We start from the raw sequence: 20,532 nt of genomic DNA, 5'->3' as shown, positions 1-20,532 counted from the left end.
AAAAGTTATTATATGAGTAAAAAATCATTGTTGCTGTTTTATTTATGTATGTTTTTGGCATGTACAGAATGGATACAGGCACAAAACACTGATGTGAGTGGAATTGTCGTCTATGCAGAAGATGGTGAGCCTGTCATAGGAGCTAATGTACAGGTAAAGGGTACCCAACAAGGCACTATCACAGATATTGACGGGAAATTCCTGTTGAAAGGAATATCGTTGTCTGCCAAACTTCACATTACCTACGTCGGGTTAAAGCCTCAAGAAGTGAAAGCAAAGCCCAATCTGAGAATTGCAATGGAATCGGACGCTCAAATGCTTGAAGGAGTAGTAGTAACCGGTATGTCAAAAGTAGATAAACGTTTGTTTACCGGAGCTGCCGATAAGGTGGATGCATCCAAAGCCCGTATAGACGGTATGCCGGATATAAGCCGTTCGTTGGAAGGACGCTCGGCAGGGGTATCTGTACAGAATGTTTCAGGAACTTTTGGTACGGCTCCCAAAATTCGGGTACGTGGTGCAACTTCCATATATGGTAATTCCAAACCATTGTGGGTAGTAGACGGAGTAATCATGGAGGATGCGGTTGATGTCAGCACTGACGACCTTTCATCGGGAGATGCAGTGACATTAATCAGTTCGGCCATATCGGGTCTGAGTGCAGACGACATAGAGAGTTTCCAAATTCTTAAAGACGGCTCGGCAACTTCCATATATGGTGCCAGAGCAATGGCCGGTGTAGTGGTTATCACAACCAAACGCGGACAGGCAGGTCTTAGCAGTATTAATTACACCGGAGAACTCACGTATCGTATGGTTCCACACTATTCAGAGTTCAATATCATGAATTCTCAGGAACAAATGGATGTATACAAAGAGATGGAAGATAAAGGCTGGCTACTGTTTTCAGAGACAGCACGTGCTGCTAATAGCGGCGTTTACGGTAAGATGTATCAGATGATAAATACATATGATCCCAATACGGATTCTTATCTGCTGGACAATACACTCGAAGCGCGTTATGCATATCTGGAAAAAGCTGAAATGCGGAATACAGATTGGTTTAATATTCTTTTCAATCAGAATATTGTCCAAACACATTCCGTCAGTATCTCAACGGGGTCGGAGAAAGCGCGTATGTATGCTTCATTAAGCCTTTACAATGATCCCAGTTGGACGAAAGCCAGTTCTGTAAACCGGTATACAGCCAATATGAATGCCTCTTTTAATCTTTCAGACAAATTGAGTGCTCTGATTTTAGGAAGTGGTTCGTATCGTAAGCAAGTTGCCCCCGGTACATTAAGCCAACAACTGGATGTGGTAAACGGACAAGTAAAACGCGACTTTGATATAAACCCGTACAGCTATGCGCTGAACACCTCACGTACTTTGCAATGTACAGATGAAAATGGCAAAGAGGTGTACTACACCCGTAACTATGCCGATTTCAATATACTGCATGAATTGGATAATAACTATATCGATTTGAATGTAGCAGATCTTAAATTTCAGGGAGAACTCAAATGGAGACCTGTCAAGGGATTGGAATTAAGCGGATTGGCTGCTATTAAGTATTCTACTACCGGACAGGAACATAATATCAAAGACCATTCCAATCAGGCGGAATCATATCGTGCTATGGGAGATGCCACTATCCGAGATAGTAATCCGTTATTGTACACTGATCCCGATCTGATAAACTCTTTGCCCATTACTATTCTCCCGGAAGGTGGTATCTACACTCGTACTGATTATAGTATGAGGGGAATCGATATCCGTGCAACGGCTACTTACAATACGAGTATTAATAACACACATATTCTGAACTTTTTCGGTGGTTTTGAAAACAGTTCTATTGACCGTACCCGGAGCTGGTTCCGGGGTTGGGGTTATCAGTATGATAAAGTCGGTACGCCTTTCTATGATTACAATGTTTTCAAACAGGGTAAAGAAGAAAATACCAATTATTATACTAATGAGGCTGCCAATACTCGCAGTGTAGCTTTCTTCGTTATGGGTACCTACTCTTATAAAGGTAAATACACATTAACCGGAACCGGACGTTACGAAGGTACCAATCGTTTAGGTAAATCACGTTCGGCACGTTGGTTACCGACATGGAATATTGCCGGTGCGTGGAACGTACACGAAGAAAAATTCTATTCTAATTTCTCACATCCGGTTCTGTCGCATGCAACACTTAAAGCGTCTTATAGTTTGACAGCCGACCGTGGTCCTGCTTTCGTGACTAATTCGCAAACGATCCTTAACAGTTATTCGCCTTGGCGTCCTTCAGCCAGTGTCACAGAGTCGGGAATGCGCATTACGGAACTTGAGAACAGTGAACTGACCTATGAAAAGAAACACGAATTCAACGTAGGTGTCGATTTAGGCTTCCTTCATAATCGTATCAATCTTGCGGCAGATTATTACCGGCGTAATAATTTTGACTTGATTGGAGTAATCAATACCCAGGGAGCCGGTGGAACAATTGCCAAATATGCCAATATAGCTTCCATGAGATCGTCCGGTATAGAACTGACTCTCTCCACTCAGAATATAAAGAAGAAAGATTTCAGTTGGAATACCGATTTTATTTTCTCCAAGACAAAGAATGAGATAACGGATCTGAAATCACATGCGAACGTACTTGATCTGATCTCAGGAAATGGATTCGGACGGGAAGGTTATCCTGTAAGGGCACTTTTCTCTATACCTTTTGCCGGATTGACAGAAGACGGTCTTCCTACTTTTATCAATCAGGATGGTCAAAGAACAATTTCCACTCTGAATTTTCAAGAGTATGAGAAGTTGGGTTTCTTAAAATATGAAGGTCCTACTGATCCTAGTATTACCGGAAGTTTTGGTAATATCCTTACTTATAAAAACTTTAAACTGAATGTATTTCTTACCTATTCTTTTGGAAATGTAATTCGTTTGGATCCGGTTTTCAGCAGTGCCTATTCTGATCTTGATGCCATGCCTAAAGAGTTTAAGAATCGTTGGATGAAAGCCGGTGATGAAAATACCACCCATATACCTACTATTGTAAGTTACCGCATGAACCAGCAGTATGCTTATTTAAATATGGCTTATAATGCTTACAACTATTCAGATGTACGCATTGCTGACGGCGGTTTTATCCGGTTAAAGGAAATTTCTTTGTCCTATGATCTCCCGGCCAAGGTTTTGAGCTTTTTCCGGTTGAACAAATTACAGTTCAAAATACAGGCAACCAATCTCTTTCTGCTATATGCCGATTCAAAGCTAAATGGGCAAGATCCTGAATTTTTCCGTTCCGGTGGTGTATCTACTCCTGTTCCCAGGCAATTCACATTTACTATCAGGTTAGGATTATAAAAACAAGATTAAAAATAGAATATGAAATTAAAACATATCATCAATGTATTTATCGGATTAACCTTTGTATGGATAAGTACTTCATGCGAAAGCTATCTTGATAAATTACCCGACAACAGGGCTAATCTGAATTCGGAAGATAATATTACCGATTTATTGGTATCGGCTTATCCTACTGTTGCTATCTGTATGTTAGGAGAAGCCTCGTCGGATAATATTAAAGACAATGGAATAAACTATGGTACTTTGAACCAAGTAGTGGAAGAGTATTACAGGTGGCAACCTTCTACACAGAAAATTGCAGATTCTCCGACGCATTTATGGGAAGGATATTACGGAGCGATTGCTGTTGCCAACCAGGCGTTGGAGGCAATTGATTTGTCGGATAATCCTGATGAACTGAATGCGCAGCGTGGAGAAGCCCTTCTTTGTCGGGCATACAGTCATTTCATGCTGGTTAACATTTTCTGTCAGGCTTATAATGAACAAACAAGTGATAAAGATTTAGGAATACCTTACGTAAAAGAAAGAGAGACAATTGTTAGCAAGAATTATGACCGCGGGACGGTGAAATTAGTTTATGAGGATATTGCGCAAGATATTGAAGAAGGTATAGGACTCATTAACGATGAACTTTATTCTATTCCAAAATATCATTTCAACACCAAAGCTGCCAATGCTTTTGCCGCCCGTTTTTATCTTTATTACAGAAAGTATGATAAAGTAATAGAATATGCAAGTAAGGTATTGGGGAGTTCTCCGGCAAATATGCTACGGGATTACTCTCCATATCCTTCGCTTTCATCTTACTTTGAAATAGGGAATCAATATATTAAGGCAGAAGAGAACAGTAACCTGCTTTTGCAAACGGCTGTATCGGCTTATGCTCGTATGACAGGGGTTTATAAGACGTATCGACGTTATGGGCATCCTATTGCAAAAATGCTGGAAACCTTACTTAGTGCAGGTATCTGGGGAAATGAGCGCTCGCTTAAATATTTCGACAAACTGTTCGGTACGCAAGAATACGGATTGGTATTTCCCAAGCAGATTGAATTCTTTGAATATACTGATAAGGTAGCGGGTATCGGACAAGCGCATATTGTAACTACGGCTTTTACGACGGATGAGTTATTGCTCTGTCGTGCTGAAGCTTACATCTATCAGAAAGAATATACTCAGGCTGTAGCTGATATACAGGCTTGGTTTGATACACATGCCTCCGGAGTAACGGTTTCACGTTCGGCTGTCAATCAATATTATGGTAGCCAAGCTACAGAAAAAACAAAGAAGGAACTACATCCGAAGTTCACTATTGAAAATGGTGAACAACTCAATTTTGTGAATTGTATCCTCCATTTGCGTCGGATAGAAACCATTCATGAAGGTCTACGCTGGTTTGACATCAAACGTTATGGTATTGAAGTTACTCACAATATAAGTGGTAGTAGTGATGATATATTAACTGTAGATGATCCGAGAAGAGCGATTCAGATACCAACAGATGTGATTGGCGCGGGACTAACTCCAAATCCCAGATAAAAACAGCTATAATACATGATAAAAAGAAATAAAAATATGATGCGAAGTTTTAAATATATAATTCTATATTCATTCTTGTTTTTCATCAGTATATCTACTTTTACTTCTTGTGGAGAAGATGATTTGGATGAAAGCACATTCGGTAAGATAAAGGTCGAACGGAATGAATTTGATAGCTGGTTGTTGGATAACTATATAAAGCCATACAATATTGACTTGAAGTACCGGTTTGAAGACATTGAAAGCGATATGAGTTACAATCTGGTTCCTGCAGAACTGGAGAAATCCAAAGAAATGGCTAAACTCATCAAACATCTTTGGTTGGGGGCTTATGACGAGGTATGCGGAGAAATATTTATGAAACAATATGGTCCGCGTATCATCAATTTGATTGGATCGTCGGCCGTTAATCCGGATTCTAAGACAGAAGTGCTGGGTACTGCCGATAAAGGAATAAAAGTTACCCTCTATAAAATTAATTCTCTTGATAAAACCAATATCGAGCTATTAAATCTATACTACTTCCGAACTATGCACCACGAGTTTGCACACATTCTGCATCAGACAAAAAATTATCCGATCGAGTTTAATGAAATATCTGTCGATAATTATTCTCCTACGGGCTGGATGAACCGTACAAACGAACAGGCTCACCGTATGGGCTTTGTGAGCAATTATGCCAGTAGTGAGGCTCGGGAGGACTTTGTAGAAGTTATTGCCAATTTTTTAACCCGTACGGATGCAGATTGGAACGAGATTCTTCGGCAAGCCACGTTCACAGATGAAGAGGCCAAAGAAGAATTGCCGGACAAACAAGCAACCGGTACCGGCAATGGAAAAACAATTATTCTCTCTAAACTGAAAATAGCTCGTGAATGGTTGAAAAGTGCCTGGAATATCGATATAGATAAATTGAGAACAGTGATTGCAAAACGTTCTACAGAAATTGATTCACTTTGAAAATCATACCGAATATGAAAAAGATATTATTTATTTTGATTAGTATACCTTTTCTCTTTTTAGTTGCATGTACAGGAGAGGAAAAGGAGATCTATAGTGGAAATTCAAATGAACGCCTTACGGAGGAGGAAGAAGCATGCCGTAAAGATCTCCAGGGAGCAGAAAATGGATGGATAATGGAATATTTTCCGGATACCTCTTTATATGGAGGATATCAGTTGATTGTGTCGTTTGACGAGGACGGCATGGCCACGTTTTCAGCAGAGAAAGCAGTAAGTGGAGATAATACCCGGAAAGAATCCGGCATGTATACGTTAAAACACGAAAACGGGATATTATTGGCATTTGACACATATAATAAGATATTCCATAAATTCTCTGATCCGCAATCAGATGGAGTCGGATTCGGAGGTGATTATGAATTTTATATCATGGAGCATAACTCCAGCCAGATCATACTTAAAGGTAAGAAAACAAATCAAAGGATAGAGATGCGTAAACTGTCGTCGGACATTTCCTGGAGCGAATATTTGTCGGGCATAGATAAAATGGCATCGTTGGTGGATACCAAGTATCTGGACATGTTACTCAATGGAGAGTCGATAAGCATGTTAGCCAAAAGTTCATCTGCGCGCTGTTTTAATCTGTCTTATACGGTAAATGACAAGGTTGAAACGAAGCTGATGTCATTTATTCTCACAGCGGATGGAGCGAAGTGTGCCAATCCTGTAACTATTGGAGGTACAACCATAGAAAGTCTCAAATGGGATGATGCAGAGAGAAAACTTGTTTTCAAAGATGATAAAAATACAATTGAGATAGGCACTTTGCCTATCAATCGTATTTTTAATCAGACAACGGATACATGGTATTTTGCAAATAAGCGTAGTAGTACCCGCTTCCGTCAGTTGTGGAATAGTATGGTTTATATCATGAATAATGACTTTGCAACTACCTTTAATGACTTCTATCTTGGTTTATATACCAATCCATTTGAGCCGGAAACAAGTCTTCAGGCTATTCTGGCTGTTTGTAAGGAGAACATAGGAAGCGTGTATACTACTCAATATGAAGTAGTAGAAGGGACTGATGATCGAATTCGTATTCTTTGGAAGGGTTATGCCATGAGCGCGCAGTATTATTATAAATCATATGAACCGATAATAAGTTTCTTAACTAAAGAGAGTGAAAATGAGTTCATTATTGAGGCTGATAATAATATTTATCCTCAGGAAATAAAATTCACGAAGGTGTCTAATCCCAATCATTGGTTTATTATTTCAACGAAACAAGAAGCACATTAGCTATTATTCCGGTCACAAGTATGTGAAAGGATATCGGAAAGAGATTCAAAATAGACAAACCGACCTGTATCCGATAGCATATAATGATTAATAAAATCCTCAAGTGAAACTTTTACTGCTTTCCTTGGGGATTTTTCTTGTAGGATGCTTTGTCTATTAAAATATTCTTGTACATTTGCGGGAAACATAAACAAATAATATATACTACTATGTCCGGTACCCCCACTTGTGGAGTAACGATGAACTGTTTGGAATGTCCTAAGGCAGTGAACAATGCTATTATTCATGCTTCTCATCCGAGAGGGTTTCATAAGCCTGCTCAGAAGTGTGAGGAGAATCTCATCATTTTTTTACTCAAAGGTGAAATACTTGTTAATAGTCAGGAGTACGCCGGTACGATGATACATGCTGGTGAGTTTATTCTTCAGGCCATTGGTTCAAAACTGGAAATACTTGTCATGGCAGATGCCGAATGTGTGTGTTATAGTTTTAATAAACCTGAACTATTTTGTGAAGAACGATATAACCATGTCATGCATAAGGTAACTCCGCCTCTGATTTTCTCCCCATTAAAGATCGTACCCGAGTTGCTGCATTTTCTTGAGGGGTCTGCTACTTATTTGTCTAAAGAAAAAATTTGTCGTGAGCTATTGTCATTAAAGCGAAAAGAACTGGCCTTTATTCTTAGTTCTTATTATTCCGATTATGAGTTATCTACATTGGTACATCCGTTGTCTAAGTATACTACCAGTTTTCAATATTTTGTTCTCGAAAACCATGCTAAAGTAAAAACAGTGGAAGACTTCGCTCAGTTAGGAGGATATACTGTAACCACTTTCCGACGTATTTTTAATTCTGTATTTCATGAACCCGTCTATGAGTGGATGATGAAGCGTCGTAAAGAGGGAATCATCTATGATCTTCGTTATACGCAGGCTACTATATCTGAAATATGTTACCAATATGGTTTTGAGTCTCTACCTCATTTTTCCAATTTTTGCAAGAAGAACTTTGGTGCATCTCCCCGTAGCATACGTTCCGGACAAGAATGATAGCATTTCCTTATAGGGAATATACCCAAAAAGGGCATCGCTTCACAGCGACGCCCTGCCTAAATAGATGCCTGACAGTTTGCACACACGCTCGTGTGCTTTTCATAAAGATTTATCAGCTGCCGGCATCCTCTCTTACATAAGGGATGATAAAATTCTATTAACTATTAAATCAGAGTTATTTTTTGTGGCAATGGGCTTTATATTAATAGCTTTCATGCCTGTATTTTGTTTTCTTGTAACTGTTCACTGTTCCTCTTCTTGTGTACATTAATTCTTTTTAATACTCTCTATAATAACAATGGATGCAAATATTTCGGAAGGCGCTTGTTTTGTAAAACGAGAGCGTGTGACCGAAACATTATTCTAGACTGCGGTCCGACCAAGAACCTTCCTTCGAATAATGAGTCAGCCCACGCTCCCTTTATTTGTATATATACGAAAAAATCTATTTGCGCATAAAAAGCACAAATATAACATATATATGCAATAAAGGTTGCGGGACTTTCTCTGTGCCGAAGTTTGAGATGAAAATTGGTCGGTTTCAGTCTGGCACAAATATTTGTTCGCGCAACTAAAAAGATGCACTGTAATTTAGCTGTTTATGCATTGAATACGTGATACATCTTCTTTTCTTTTTGCAAATATAATGTATTAATAATTATTAAGCTTGTGATATTCTATTTATTTTCTTAATTCCTAAGAAAATTGGTTAAGTTTTTGTCTGAAACAGCCTCTAATAGGTGAAATGAAATGTTTTTTCGTTTTCTATTTCTTTGTAGAAAGAGGCGTTTCTTTGTGATTGTATTTTGCAGAAATTCTTCTATTATGTAATAACGAAAGTATATTACTTCTATTCTCAGTTCAAATTCTTTTAGATCATCAATCTTTTCGGATTAAGAAATAAAAATCCCCCACCTATTATTGGTGAGGGATTCTTCTGCTATTAATCAAATACTAAGTATTTAGTCTTTCAGTTTTGCAAGGATGAAATCACGATTCAGACGAGCAATGTTACTGATAGAGATGTTTTTCGGACATTCAGCCTCACAAGCACGAGTGTTTGTACAGTTACCGAATCCGAGTTCATCCATCTTAGACAACATAGCCTTAGCACGGCGTGAAGCCTCTACCTTACCTTGTGGAAGCAGATTCAACTGGCTAACCTTTGCTGAAACGAACAACATAGCCGAACCATTCTTACAAGCAGCTACACAAGCACCACAACCGATACATGCAGCAGCATCCATAGCTTCGTCAGCGATGTCCTTAGAGATAAGGATAGCGTTGGCATCCTGAGGAGCACCTGTGTTTATGCTTACGTAACCACCGGCCTGCATGATCTTGTCATAAGCGGAACGGTCTACCATTAAGTCGCGAATGACCGGGAAACCGGCAGAACGCCATGGTTCAACAGTGATTGTGTCACCGTCTTTGAAACGACGCATGTACATCTGGCAGGTAGTAGCACCTGTTGCAGGTCCGTGTGGGTGTCCGTTGATGTACAGAGAGCACATACCACAGATACCTTCGCGGCAGTCATGGTCGAATACGATTGGTTCGCCACCGTCGTTAATAATTTGTTCGTTCAGAATATCCAACATTTCGAGGAACGATGTGTCACCCGGGATATCTTTCATTTGGTATGTTTCAAAAGCACCTTTAGCTTTAGGGCTTTTCTGACGCCATACTTTTAGCGTGAATGATATATTTTTATCCATTGTACTTAAGTTTATAAGTTTGTTAGTTTATTAGTTTTTAAGTTGCTATCTAAACCATTTACTCTGCGGTAAATAAGTGATGAAAGCATTTTGGCTACTTCTTCATTTAAAGCCGATAGCTCGTTGTATCTTTTTTCATCCATATAATGTAGCTCTTTTGATAGGATCAATTGAGTATCCAGTTCGGATGAGGATCCTAATGAAATTCGTAAGAATTGGGTTAATTCTTTATCACTTCCTCTGCCGAATCCTTCTGCAATATTTGATGGTATAGATACTGAACATCTGCGCATTTGATTAGTTAACCCAAATCTTTCGTCGGAGGGAAAAGAACCGGTTTGCTGATATACAAGCTTAACCAGTGTTATGCTTTTTTGCCAGACTACCAACTCTTTATGATTTCCCATCTTCTAAATAACTTAAAAACTAATCAACTTAAAGACTAAATTTTATGACTTGTAGTTACGAGTCTGAACTTTCACAAACTGATAGTTCAAATCTTCTTTGATCAATTCCGGTTCTGAATCTTCACCGGTGTATTTCCAGCAGGATACGTAAGAGAAGTTCTTATCGTCACGCAGTGCTTCGCCTTCCGGAGTCTGGTATTCTGTACGGAAGTGGCCACCGCAAGATTCTTCACGGTTCAAAGCGTCACGGGCCATTAACATACCTACTTCGATAAAGTCAATCAGACGAAGTGCTTTTTCAAGTTCTACGTTCAGTTCGTTTACATCACCCGGGATACGTACATTTGTCCAAAAGTCTTTCTTCACTTCCTGGATACCATTCAATGCTTTTTGCAGTGATTCTTTGGTACGAGCCATACCTACAAAATCCCACATAATGTGACCCAGTTTTTTGTGGATAGAGTCAACGGAGTGTTTACCGTTAACGGCTTTGATCTTTTGGATCTTCTCCTTGATAGCTTTCTCTGCTGCTGCAAACTCAGGCAGATCTGTAGAGAAACGTGGAACCTGAATCTGATCGGCCAGGTAATTCTGGATTGTGTAGGGCAGTACGAAGTATCCGTCGGCCAGACCCTGCATCAAAGCAGATGCTCCCAGACGGTTGGCTCCGTGATCAGAGAAGTTAGCTTCGCCGATAGCGAACAGACCCGGGATAGAGGTCATCAATTCATAATCAACCCAAATACCACCCATTGTGTAGTGAATAGCGGGGAATATCATCATCGGAGTTTTGTATGGATTCTCGTCGGTGATTTCTTCGTACATGTCGAAGAGGTTACCATAACGGGCGCGAACCACATCTTCACCCAGACGGTCGATAGCATATTTGAAATCAAGATATACAGCCAGACCAGTATTGTTTACACCGAAACCGGCATCACAACGTTCTTTGGCGGCACGTGATGCTACGTCACGAGGTACGAGATTACCAAATGCAGGGTAACGGCGTTCCAGGTAGAAGTCACGGTCTTCGTCGGGAATATCAGTTGGTTTCTTTGTTCCGGCTTGCAATGCTTTGGCATCTTCGATTTTCTTCGGAACCCAGATACGTCCGTCGTTACGGAGAGACTCAGACATCAGCGTCAGTTTAGACTGCTTGTCACCGTGTACGGGGATACAAGTCGGGTGAATCTGTGCGAAACATGGGTTAGCAAAATAAGCGCCTTTCTTGTAACATTGGATAGCTACAGAGCCGTTGGAACCCATAGCGTTGGTAGAAAGGAAGAAAGCATTTCCGTAACCACCAGTACCGATTACTACGGCATGAGCTGCGAAGCGTTCGATTTCACCGGTTACGAGGTTGCGGGCAATGATACCACGTGCACGTCCGTCGATGATAACGAGGTCAAGCATTTCATAACGAGTAAACAACTTGACAGTACCTTTTTGTACCTGACGGCTCAATGCTGAATAAGCACCTAACAACAACTGCTGTCCGGTCTGACCGCGGGCATAGAATGTACGCGATACCTGTGCACCACCGAATGAACGGTTGTCAAGTGTGCCACCGTAATCGCGGGCGAAAGGAACGCCTTGGGCTACACACTGGTCAATGATGGCATTAGACACTTCTGCCAGACGATAAACGTTGGCTTCGCGTGCACGATAGTCACCACCTTTGATTGTATCGTAGAAAAGACGGTATACGGAGTCACCGTCATTTTGATAGTTCTTAGCTGCATTGATACCACCCTGTGCAGCAATAGAGTGAGCACGACGGGGAGAATCCTGGATACAGAAGTTGAATACTCTGAATCCCATTTCACCCAGAGAAGCGGCTGCAGATGCGCCGGCAAGTCCGGTACCTACAACGATAATGTCAAGACGACGTTTGTTGGCAGGATTTACAAGTTTTTGGTGAGCTTTATAGTTACTCCATTTTTCGGCTAACTGGCCTTCAGGAATTTTAGAATCTATTTGAGTCATAATGCTATTTACGATTTAATCAGTTACAATTATAAAATTTAGCAAGCGCCGCATGCCAACGATTTAACGAAGAATACGACTACTACCAGGGCAAAGCAGATGACAACGATAGTTGAATAAATGTTGGAGATACATTTCCAGCGATTGATCCATACTTTGTTGTTCCAGCCCAGTGACTGCATAGAACTCCAGAATCCGTGAGTAAGGTGGAACCAGAGAGCAGCAAGCCAAATGAGGTAAAGCACTACGTATACAGGATTAGAGAAGGTGTTGATAATGTGATAAACACCGTCAGCAGCATAAGTAGTGTCTACTACTGACCCCATGTTGTGCATCAATTCGGGGAGCTGCATCTTAGCCCAGAAGTTAAACAGATGAAGACCCAATCCAAGGATTACGATAAGGCCCAACACAAGCATGTTTTGTGAAGCCCATTCTACAGTTTTGGGTTTGTCTACTACGGCATAACGTTCATTACCGCGTGCTGCACGATTCTGCATTGTCAGCCAGAAAGCATAGATAATGTGAATCACGAAGAGGGCAGCCAGTCCTAAAGTCGCCACTAACGCGTACCAGTTTGCTCCCAGGAACTCACAAACCATGTTGTAACCCTCAGCCGAGATGATCGCAACAAGGTTCATCGCCATGTGAAACGTTAGAAACAGGACAAGGGCGATACCTGTAACGCTCATCACCACTTTCCTTCCTACAGATGAATTACTTAACCACATAAATGATTGATTTTAAATTATTTAATTGTTAGAACTATGATTTTTATTTTACGTGTCTACGTCTCTTCGTGCAAAAGTACAGGAAATACATTGATTAACCAAAGAATTAAAGAAATAATTCTTTAATGTATCCACGTGTCAATGTACTGGTTAGCTTGTGTTGTTATGGTGAAATTAACCGATATGTCAACTATTCTTTCTTGCTGATCTTCTCGCCTTGGGCGGCACGTGATCGAAGAGCACGGGGAGAATCACCAAAAGAGGCTTTACAGAAGTGAGCAAAATGTGATAAAGAATCGAAGCCATAACGAGTGCTGATGTCGGTGATTCGTTCTTTGGTGTGTTGCAGATCGTCAAGAATCCCTTCACGTTTTTTATCGAGTATCCATTCGTATACCGGTACACCATACAGGTTTCTGAAAAGGCGGCGAAAAGTTGTGACAGTATATCCACCCAGATGGGCAAACTCTTCTACATTTTTGACTTTCCCATAGTTTTGCATAACGAAATATTGGAAACTTTCAGTATAGGTACTGATAGGATAGAAGAAACTGGCGAGTTGTGGCTGGGGATAATAACAAGTGAGAAGGAATACGAGTTCCTGGCACTTCAAATCAATAAAAGGACCACAGGAGATACCTTCCGTCAGGTATTCACTAAGGCTGGTTATAAGGTCGTTAAGGCGGGAATTCATCATTAAAGGAGTATAAGTCAACGGAGCTTCGGCGCCATTCAGAATTTCGCGATAACGGTCTTCGCATATTTGTGGAAGTTCGTTGAACCAATAAACAATGTATTCCACCTCTGTTAATGCTAATATTTCAATTTTAGAACCAATGGCCTGAAGAATAAATTGTCCGGAGTGCAAGCTGGTACCGGGATATTCCTGGCTATTTACGAGTAGTTCGCCTTTTATCATGAATATCATACAGTTCTGTGTACATTTATCGGCAGGGAAGTGTTGTCCTCTGGGAAAACTCCGGTAGACAAGTGTACTTTCAGCTGCTTTGGGACACTGTGCACAGTTGGTGAATCTTTTACAAGAACTGTTTTTTATCATGAATTAAATAAGGACATGTTATTGGTTAAGGGAACAAAGATATTATTTTTTTTATGAATACTCAATGTTTTTGCTATATCTTTGTCCAATCTAATAAGTAAGAATACGATGAGAAAATTTGTGATTATCTGTGTTTCGATGTTCTGTATAATAGGCGCTCAGGCACAAAATTGGGATATAAACACGTTGCATAAAATAAACAGTATGGATGGGAAGTTTGTGCGAAATTATAGCAAGGTATTTTCTCGTTCGGCACCTTATATTTCGGTAGGTGTACCTGTGGCTATGGCTATTTATGCAGGTATAGGAAAGGATAAAGAACTATTGAAAGATGCTGTATATATTGGGACAAGTGTTGCTGAAGCAGTAGTATTAACCTATGGTATAAAACATTTGGTGGGGCGTGAACGGCCTTATGACCGTTACCCGGGACGGGTACATCCGTACAGTACGGAGAGTAGTCCTTCTTTTCCGTCCAGTCATACGTCGGCAGCTTTTTCATTGGCTACATCGTTGAGTATCAAGTATCCTAAATGGTATGTGATTGCTCCTTCGGCCTTTTGGGCGTGTTCGGTAGGATTTTCGCGAATGAATGAGGGGGTGCATTATCCATCGGATGTAATAGCAGGTGCGGTGATAGGTACTGGTTGTGCAGTGGTCAATGTATATGTAAATCGTTGGTTGAACACGTGGTTGTTTGGTGAGAAAAAGAAAACTCCCGGATTGGTATATTAAAAAAAAAAAGGCTGCTAATTTATTGATAATCAGTGTTTATAAGAGTGTGCATTTTTGATATGCAAGAGTGTACACCTTTATATAGCAAGAATGTACACTCTTGTCCTATAAAAGTGTACATTCTTGCAAACGTCTCTTCACATTCTTATTTATTTCAGCATTTGCTCGTATTCCTTCGATTTCAATATTTCCAGTGCCCGTTCTACACTTTTGTTTGTTTTATTCATCACTTGGAAATATTCATTCATATCCCATAAATCACGGGCTATCAATGCTTTTAATTGTGTTTTGATCAACGGCAGAGCTTTGTTATATTGTTCTTCATTGAACTCAATCTTCTCCTGTTCTGCCATATCACGCATCATTTTCAACAATTCATCATCTACCTCAAACTTTTCATTGAAGGTTTCAAATTTCTTGTATTGGTTTGTGAGCTCTTTGCGATACTTCTCGATATACTTCATGGTTAATTTAATGATAACTCCTTTGGCTACAAGATTACGATGGTAATCTGTATAAAGAGTGGTATCAATCGGAACAAAGTAATCGGGCATGATACCACCACCACCGTAAACGGTACGTCCCAGTTTCTTGGTCTGGCATTTTAGTGAATCGGGGAAGTGGATGCTGTCTGCATTCATTAATTCACCGCGGTTGAAGCGGTCTATTAAATCCTGATTGTACCGTTTTTGGTTACTTTCATCGCTGTTATTTCTGCCTGAGAGTTTAGTATCTACTGTACTTTCATAGGGTTTTTGAATGCAACGACCGGCGGGTGTATAATATCGGGCGATAGTCAGACGGATCATAGAACCGTCCGGTAGGTCGATGGGGCGTTGCACCAGTCCTTTACCGAAAGAACGACGGCCTACAACTACTCCTCTGTCCCAGTCCTGAATAGCTCCGGTCACGATTTCACTGGCCGATGCAGAATATTCATCTACTAATACCACCAAGCGTCCTTTGCGGAAATTTCCTGTACCCTTAGCAAAGAATTCACTACGCTGTGCAGTACGTCCCTCTGTATATACAATCAGTTCCTTCTCTCCCAGGAATTCATTTGCCAAGTCAATGGCTGCATTCAGATAACCGCCTCCGTTGCCTTGCAGGTCGAGGATAAGGTCTTTCATTCCTTTCTTTTGCAGTTCCTTCATTGCCGTAAGGAACTCCTCGGCTGTGGTAGCTCCAAAACGGTTGATACGGATGTAACCTGTTTTGGGTTCAATCATATAAGCAGCATCCAGACTGAGAATAGGGATTTTATCCCGCTTTACGGTGAAAAGTAATGGGTCTTTCACACCCCGGCGGATGATGGTCAGGTTTACTTCTGAATCTTTTGGCCCACGGAGGCGGGCCATGATATCTTCCGTACTCATTTTTACACCTGCAATCGCTGTGTCGTTCACAGCTACAATACGGTCACCGGCAAGAATGCCTACTTTCTCAGAAGGACCATTGCTGACGGGTTGTACAACCAGCAATGTGTCTTCAATCATCTGGAATTGAACCCCGATACCTTCAAAATTACCTTGTAGAGGCTCGTTCATTTTCTTCACCTCTTCGGCATCCGAGTAGGTGGAGTGAGGATCGAGTTGTGCGAGCATCTTAACGATGGCTTCTTCTACGAGCTTATCTTCGTCTACTTTGTCTACATAAAGGTTGGCGATAGCAAATTCGGCCATTTGAAGCTTGCGCATGGCAGGCGTACCAAAGTTTTGTGCCTGTGCTGTAATAGCCCACAGGCAGGCTAAAAGGATATATAGTTTCTTCATCATCTTAATTTACTTAATCACTCATCATTAATCAATTTCCATTCCTTCAGGAATGAACATGCTGATGTCTTTATTATAGCTAAGAAGTTCTCGTACAATTGTAGAACTGATGCAGGTAAGTTCCGGTTCGGTGAAAAGCAAAATAGTTTCTATGCCTGCTAACTTTCGGTTGATGTCCGCGATGGTCTCTTCGTATTCAAAGTCTTTTACCGTACGTATGCCACGGACTATAAACTGAGCGTCTACTTGCTGCGCAAAGTCAATGGTCAGGCAATCATAAGACATCACTTTAATTCGCGGCTCGTTCTTGTAAAGCTTCTGAATCATCTCTACACGTTTCTCAATCGGGAAATAAGTGTTTTTATTTTCATTGATACCTATTCCTATAGTTACTTCGTCCATAAAAGTCAATGCACGTGTAACTATCGAATAATGTCCGATAGTAAACGGGTCGAACGTGCCCGGAAAAATAGCTCTTCTCATGTGTTGTTTTATGCTATATCTTCTTCTATAACCAGATTGTCTATAATAAAGTTTTGTCGTTCCATTGTATTTTTACCCATGTAGAACTCAAGCAGTTCTTTTACCAAGTCGGTCTTACGCAGTGAAACCTGCTCCAGGCGCATGTCTTTGCCAATGAAGTGTTTGAATTCATCCGGAGAGATTTCTCCTAAACCTTTGAATCGGGTGATTTCCGGATTAGGATTCAACTCTTTGATGGCTCTTTGGCGTTCCTCATCACTGTAGCAATACAACGTTTTTTTCTTGTTGCGTACACGGAACAGAGGTGTTTGCAGGATGTAAACATGTCCTTTCTTTATCAGATCCGGGAAGAACTGAAGGAAAAAAGTGATAAGCAACAAGCGGATGTGCATACCGTCCACATCGGCATCTGTAGCTACAATTACTTTGTTGTAGCGTAATCCCTCTATGCCATCCTCAATGTTGAGGGCAGCTTGCAATAGGTTGAACTCTTCGTTTTCGTATACCACTTTCTTGGTTAACCCGAATGAATTAAGAGGTTTACCACGAAGACTAAATACGGCTTGTGTATTCACGTCACGGCTTTTAGTGATAGAGCCACTTGCCGAATCTCCCTCGGTAATGAAGATACAAGAGTCTTCTTCCAGGCCTTTGCCTTTCGGATCATTTAGGTGGATGCGGCAGTCACGTAATTTACGATTGTGCAGGTTTGCTTTTTTAGCACGTTCGCGAGCCAGTTTGGTTACGCCGGCTATGGCTTTACGTTCTTTTTCAGAATCCTGTATTTTTTGAAGCATGATCTCTGCCACATCTCCGTGTTTATGCAGAAAGTTGTCTACTTCTTGTTTAACGAAGTCACCAACAAACTTATTTACTGTTACGCCACCAGGTGACATATTGGTAGAACCCAGTTTGATTTTAGTCTGACTCTCGAACATCGGTTCTTCAACGTTGACCGCGATAGCAGCTACCAGCCCATTGCGTATATCCGTATAGTCCTGATTCTTATTGTAAAATTCTTTAATGGTTCGTGCTATATGTTCCTTAAAAGCACTTTGGTGCGTACCACCTTGTGTGGTATGCTGGCCGTTGACGAATGAATAATACTCTTCACCGTACTGGCCTGTATGTGTAAAGGCTATTTCAATGTCTTCTCCTTTGAGGTGTATAATCGGGTAAAGTCCGTTGGCAGTCATATTATCGTTCAGAAGATCTACAAGACCATTTCGTGACACGATGCGCTGCCCGTTATAGATAATTGCAAGTCCGGTGTTGAGGTAGGTGTAGTTGCGCAACATCGTCTCGATGAATTCGGGGCGGAAACTATAGCCTAAGAATAGGGTAGCATCCGGTTCGAAGAAAATATAAGTTCCATTTTCCTCTTCCGTATCCTGTGTTTCGTCTGTCAGCAGATCACCTTTGGAGAAAGTGGCAATACGCACTTTTCCTTCTCGATAACTGCGTACTTCAAAACGTGAGCTTAGTGCATTGACTGCTTTTACACCGACACCGTTCAGTCCGACACTCTTTTTGAAAGCCTTACTGTCATATTTTCCACCGGTATTCAGCATACTGACTGCTTCAATCAGCTTTCCTTGTGGAATACCTCGTCCATAGTCGCGTACGCTAACACGGAGATTCTCTTCGACAATAATTTCTATCTTTTTGCCGGCTTGCATCTTGAACTCGTCGATACTGTTGTCTAACACTTCTTTCAAAAGGACATAGATTCCGTCCTCGGCATGTGCGCCGTCGCCCAACTTCCCGATGTACATACCGGGACGTGTGCGGACATGCTCCATGTCGCTCAGATGACGGATGTTGTCGTCTGTGTATTCTACTGGATTGTTGTCTACAGGTATCAGCTCGTTCTCTTCCATAAATAATAATTTTTTAATATGCTATTATATCAATGTACCATTGACATAGTAGTACATTGACACATTATTCTATCTTTTTTGTAAACGCGCGACGACGTTTATGTTGTTCCGTTTTGAAGTATTCCCACTGAGCTTGTACTTTCCCGTTCATCTCCAACTCAGGGTTGCTTTCTGCAAAGATAAAACCTAATTTTTGATAAACCGGAATTAAATCGGAAAATAACAATGCGTTAACACCTTTATTTTGATACTCCGGTTTCACGGCTACAAGCAACAAATCAAGCATTTTTGCCCGGCGTTTCATAAACAAGGCCTTTAATAAATAATACCAGCCAAAGGGTAACAAACGGCCATGAGATTTTTGCAAAGCCTCTGAAAGTGAGGGCATTGAAATACCTACCGCAATTAACTGATCATCGGCATCTGTGATAAGCGTTACCATACGCAAGTCAACAATCGGGAGATACATCTTCACATATTGGTCTATCTGACGTTGTGACAAAGGTGAGTAACCGTACAACGGACTATAAGCTTCGTTCATTAATTCAAAAATGGCTTGTCCGTACTCGGCAGCGATTTTTTTGGATGAACTGTATTTTTTTATTTTGAGATTATATTTTCTTTGGATAAGTTCAGAGATACGTTTGTGTTTGTCCGGTATGGCATCCGGAATGTAGATTTTATATTCCACCCAATCGGCATCTTTCTCATATCCCAGTTTTTCCATGTGTTGCGGATAGTAGGGATAGTTGTAAATAGTTGCCATCGTACTGAGCTGGTCATATCCTTCTATGAGCATCCCTTCTGCATCGAAGTCAGTAAATCCTAAAGGTCCCTGGATATGCGTCATGCCTTTGGCTTTTCCCCACTCTTCTACCGTTTTCAGTAGAGCAGAAGAAACCTCAGGATCGTCAATAAAGTCAATCCAACCAAAGCGCACGTCTTTCTTATTCCATTTCTCGTTGGCTTTGTGGTTGATGATAGCGGCAACACGTCCTACCAGTTTATTATCTTTGTAGGCTAGAAAATATTCAGCTTCACAAAATTCAAATGCCGCGTTTTTCTTTTTATTGAATGTGTTGAGCATATCGTCGAAAAGATCGGGAACAGAATAAGGATTGCCCTTGTACATTTCATAATTGAAACGAATAAACTTTTTTAGCTCTTTCTTTCCGGATACTCTTTTAATTGTAATAGCCATAATTTGTATTTATTTGAGTTGCAAAGATACGTGATAATCTTTAAATTACAACGTGTGAGCTGCAAACTCTTTCTCTGTCAGTATTACTTTTTTGAGTGCTTTCCACCCGGGGAGGTACGTAAGGTGATGGTTCTATCGAACTGATGTTGTATTTAGCGGTATTGTGTTGATTTGTAGACATGGTGTCCTGGTTTGTGACTTGTCTCCAATAGTGCAAAAAGTGTCTCCAATAATGCGTCTGTTATCAGAGGACATTTTTGGCATAGGATGGAGCTTGGGTGTCTGCAACTTGCTTTATATTTGTGACGGTTAAAACTAAAAAATGTGCTATGAAAGAC

General features: G+C 40.7%; 15 protein-coding genes. 6 read left to right on the top strand and 9 right to left on the bottom strand.

Going from position 1 to position 20,532, the window contains the following annotated elements:
• The first annotated feature begins 12 nt into the window (after window positions 1-12).
• From ACESQI_RS17060 to ACESQI_RS17040, 5 genes are all read left to right on the top strand, one after another.
• Window positions 13-3,360: a SusC/RagA family TonB-linked outer membrane protein gene (locus ACESQI_RS17060; RefSeq protein WP_373126590.1), complete on the top strand. Its 3,348-nt coding sequence runs from the start codon at window positions 13-15 to the stop codon at window positions 3,358-3,360.
• Between the two features lie 21 nt (window positions 3,361-3,381).
• Window positions 3,382-4,902 carry a RagB/SusD family nutrient uptake outer membrane protein gene (locus ACESQI_RS17055; protein WP_122201433.1) on the top strand — a complete coding sequence of 507 codons (1,521 nt, stop codon included), beginning with the start codon at window positions 3,382-3,384 and terminating at the stop codon, window positions 4,900-4,902.
• A gap of 36 nt (window positions 4,903-4,938) precedes the next feature.
• Window positions 4,939-5,862 (top strand): putative zinc-binding metallopeptidase, encoded by a 924-nt coding sequence (locus ACESQI_RS17050; protein ID WP_007482954.1) that lies wholly within the window; start codon window positions 4,939-4,941, stop codon window positions 5,860-5,862.
• Between the two features lie 14 nt (window positions 5,863-5,876).
• A complete protein-coding gene (locus ACESQI_RS17045) occupies window positions 5,877-7,166 on the top strand; it encodes a DUF4302 domain-containing protein (RefSeq protein ID WP_007482952.1) in 1,290 nt (429 codons plus the stop codon).
• A 209-nt stretch (window positions 7,167-7,375) separates the two neighbouring features.
• Window positions 7,376-8,218, top strand: a complete 843-nt coding sequence (locus ACESQI_RS17040) for a helix-turn-helix transcriptional regulator (RefSeq protein ID WP_007482950.1) — start codon at window positions 7,376-7,378, stop codon at window positions 8,216-8,218.
• Window positions 8,219-9,183: 965 nt separating this feature from the next.
• Here ACESQI_RS17040 and ACESQI_RS17035 read toward each other — a convergent pair.
• The 5 genes from ACESQI_RS17035 to ACESQI_RS17015 all read right to left on the bottom strand — a co-directional run bounded on the left by ACESQI_RS17035 (window position 9,184) and on the right by ACESQI_RS17015 (window position 14,123).
• Window positions 9,184-9,939 (bottom strand): succinate dehydrogenase/fumarate reductase iron-sulfur subunit, encoded by a 756-nt coding sequence (locus ACESQI_RS17035; protein WP_007482948.1) that lies wholly within the window; start codon window positions 9,937-9,939, stop codon window positions 9,184-9,186.
• An 11-nt stretch (window positions 9,940-9,950) separates the two neighbouring features.
• On the bottom strand, window positions 9,951-10,346 hold the full coding sequence (locus ACESQI_RS17030) for a four helix bundle protein (protein ID WP_002558384.1): 396 nt from the start codon (window positions 10,344-10,346) through the stop codon (window positions 9,951-9,953).
• 42 nt (window positions 10,347-10,388) lie between these two features.
• Window positions 10,389-12,332 carry a fumarate reductase/succinate dehydrogenase flavoprotein subunit gene (locus ACESQI_RS17025; RefSeq protein WP_373126589.1) on the bottom strand — a complete coding sequence of 648 codons (1,944 nt, stop codon included), beginning with the start codon at window positions 12,330-12,332 and terminating at the stop codon, window positions 10,389-10,391.
• A gap of 38 nt (window positions 12,333-12,370) precedes the next feature.
• Window positions 12,371-13,063: a succinate dehydrogenase/fumarate reductase cytochrome b subunit gene (locus tag ACESQI_RS17020; RefSeq protein ID WP_002558382.1), complete on the bottom strand. Its 693-nt coding sequence runs from the start codon at window positions 13,061-13,063 to the stop codon at window positions 12,371-12,373.
• A gap of 190 nt (window positions 13,064-13,253) precedes the next feature.
• Window positions 13,254-14,123, bottom strand: coding sequence for a helix-turn-helix transcriptional regulator (locus ACESQI_RS17015; RefSeq protein WP_007482943.1), 870 nt, complete (start codon window positions 14,121-14,123; stop codon window positions 13,254-13,256).
• A 108-nt stretch (window positions 14,124-14,231) separates the two neighbouring features.
• On the opposite strand from ACESQI_RS17015, the gene ACESQI_RS17010 reads away from it, so the two are divergent.
• Window positions 14,232-14,858 (top strand): phosphatase PAP2 family protein, encoded by a 627-nt coding sequence (locus ACESQI_RS17010; protein ID WP_007482941.1) that lies wholly within the window; start codon window positions 14,232-14,234, stop codon window positions 14,856-14,858.
• Window positions 14,859-15,007: 149 nt separating this feature from the next.
• Here the strand turns inward: ACESQI_RS17010 and ACESQI_RS17005 are convergent, their stop codons facing one another.
• From ACESQI_RS17005 to ACESQI_RS16990, 4 genes are all read right to left on the bottom strand, one after another.
• A complete protein-coding gene (locus ACESQI_RS17005) occupies window positions 15,008-16,633 on the bottom strand; it encodes a S41 family peptidase (RefSeq protein ID WP_182416623.1) in 1,626 nt (541 codons plus the stop codon).
• 24 nt (window positions 16,634-16,657) lie between these two features.
• Window positions 16,658-17,113, bottom strand: a complete 456-nt coding sequence (coaD, locus tag ACESQI_RS17000; RefSeq protein WP_002558377.1) for a pantetheine-phosphate adenylyltransferase — start codon at window positions 17,111-17,113, stop codon at window positions 16,658-16,660.
• A gap of 8 nt (window positions 17,114-17,121) precedes the next feature.
• A complete protein-coding gene (locus tag ACESQI_RS16995) occupies window positions 17,122-18,993 on the bottom strand; it encodes a DNA topoisomerase IV subunit B (protein ID WP_002558376.1) in 1,872 nt (623 codons plus the stop codon).
• A 64-nt stretch (window positions 18,994-19,057) separates the two neighbouring features.
• Window positions 19,058-20,194, bottom strand: a complete 1,137-nt coding sequence (locus tag ACESQI_RS16990; RefSeq protein WP_002558375.1) for a hypothetical protein — start codon at window positions 20,192-20,194, stop codon at window positions 19,058-19,060.
• Window positions 20,195-20,532 lie beyond the last annotated feature (338 nt).

Origin of the sequence: Bacteroides sp. HPS0048 (assembly GCF_964240755.1) — a bacterium.
GTDB lineage: Bacteria > Bacteroidota > Bacteroidia > Bacteroidales > Bacteroidaceae > Bacteroides > Bacteroides nordii.
Note: the sequence above shows the minus strand (reverse complement) of the source record. Positions and strands in the feature narration are given on the sequence as shown.

What these genes read in the sequence shown, in the direction of transcription:
- ACESQI_RS17020 (WP_002558382.1), bottom strand. Translation starts at nt 13,063, where the DNA reads ATGTGGTTAAGTAATTCATCTGTAGGAAGGAAAGTGGTGATGAGCGTT.
- ACESQI_RS17030 (WP_002558384.1), bottom strand. Translation starts at nt 10,346, where the DNA reads ATGGGAAATCATAAAGAGTTGGTAGTCTGGCAAAAAAGCATAACACTG.
- ACESQI_RS17050 (WP_007482954.1), top strand. Translation starts at nt 4,939, where the DNA reads ATGATGCGAAGTTTTAAATATATAATTCTATATTCATTCTTGTTTTTC.
- ACESQI_RS17035 (WP_007482948.1), bottom strand. Translation starts at nt 9,939, where the DNA reads ATGGATAAAAATATATCATTCACGCTAAAAGTATGGCGTCAGAAAAGC.
- ACESQI_RS17010 (WP_007482941.1), top strand. Translation starts at nt 14,232, where the DNA reads ATGAGAAAATTTGTGATTATCTGTGTTTCGATGTTCTGTATAATAGGC.
- ACESQI_RS17040 (WP_007482950.1), top strand. Translation starts at nt 7,376, where the DNA reads ATGTCCGGTACCCCCACTTGTGGAGTAACGATGAACTGTTTGGAATGT.
- ACESQI_RS16990 (WP_002558375.1), bottom strand. Translation starts at nt 20,194, where the DNA reads ATGGCTATTACAATTAAAAGAGTATCCGGAAAGAAAGAGCTAAAAAAG.
- ACESQI_RS17025 (WP_373126589.1), bottom strand. Translation starts at nt 12,332, where the DNA reads ATGACTCAAATAGATTCTAAAATTCCTGAAGGCCAGTTAGCCGAAAAA.
- ACESQI_RS17005 (WP_182416623.1), bottom strand. Translation starts at nt 16,633, where the DNA reads ATGATGAAGAAACTATATATCCTTTTAGCCTGCCTGTGGGCTATTACA.
- ACESQI_RS17060 (WP_373126590.1), top strand. Translation starts at nt 13, where the DNA reads ATGAGTAAAAAATCATTGTTGCTGTTTTATTTATGTATGTTTTTGGCA.
- ACESQI_RS17045 (WP_007482952.1), top strand. Translation starts at nt 5,877, where the DNA reads ATGAAAAAGATATTATTTATTTTGATTAGTATACCTTTTCTCTTTTTA.
- ACESQI_RS17015 (WP_007482943.1), bottom strand. Translation starts at nt 14,123, where the DNA reads ATGATAAAAAACAGTTCTTGTAAAAGATTCACCAACTGTGCACAGTGT.
- ACESQI_RS16995 (WP_002558376.1), bottom strand. Translation starts at nt 18,993, where the DNA reads ATGGAAGAGAACGAGCTGATACCTGTAGACAACAATCCAGTAGAATAC.
- coaD (WP_002558377.1), bottom strand. Translation starts at nt 17,113, where the DNA reads ATGAGAAGAGCTATTTTTCCGGGCACGTTCGACCCGTTTACTATCGGA.
- ACESQI_RS17055 (WP_122201433.1), top strand. Translation starts at nt 3,382, where the DNA reads ATGAAATTAAAACATATCATCAATGTATTTATCGGATTAACCTTTGTA.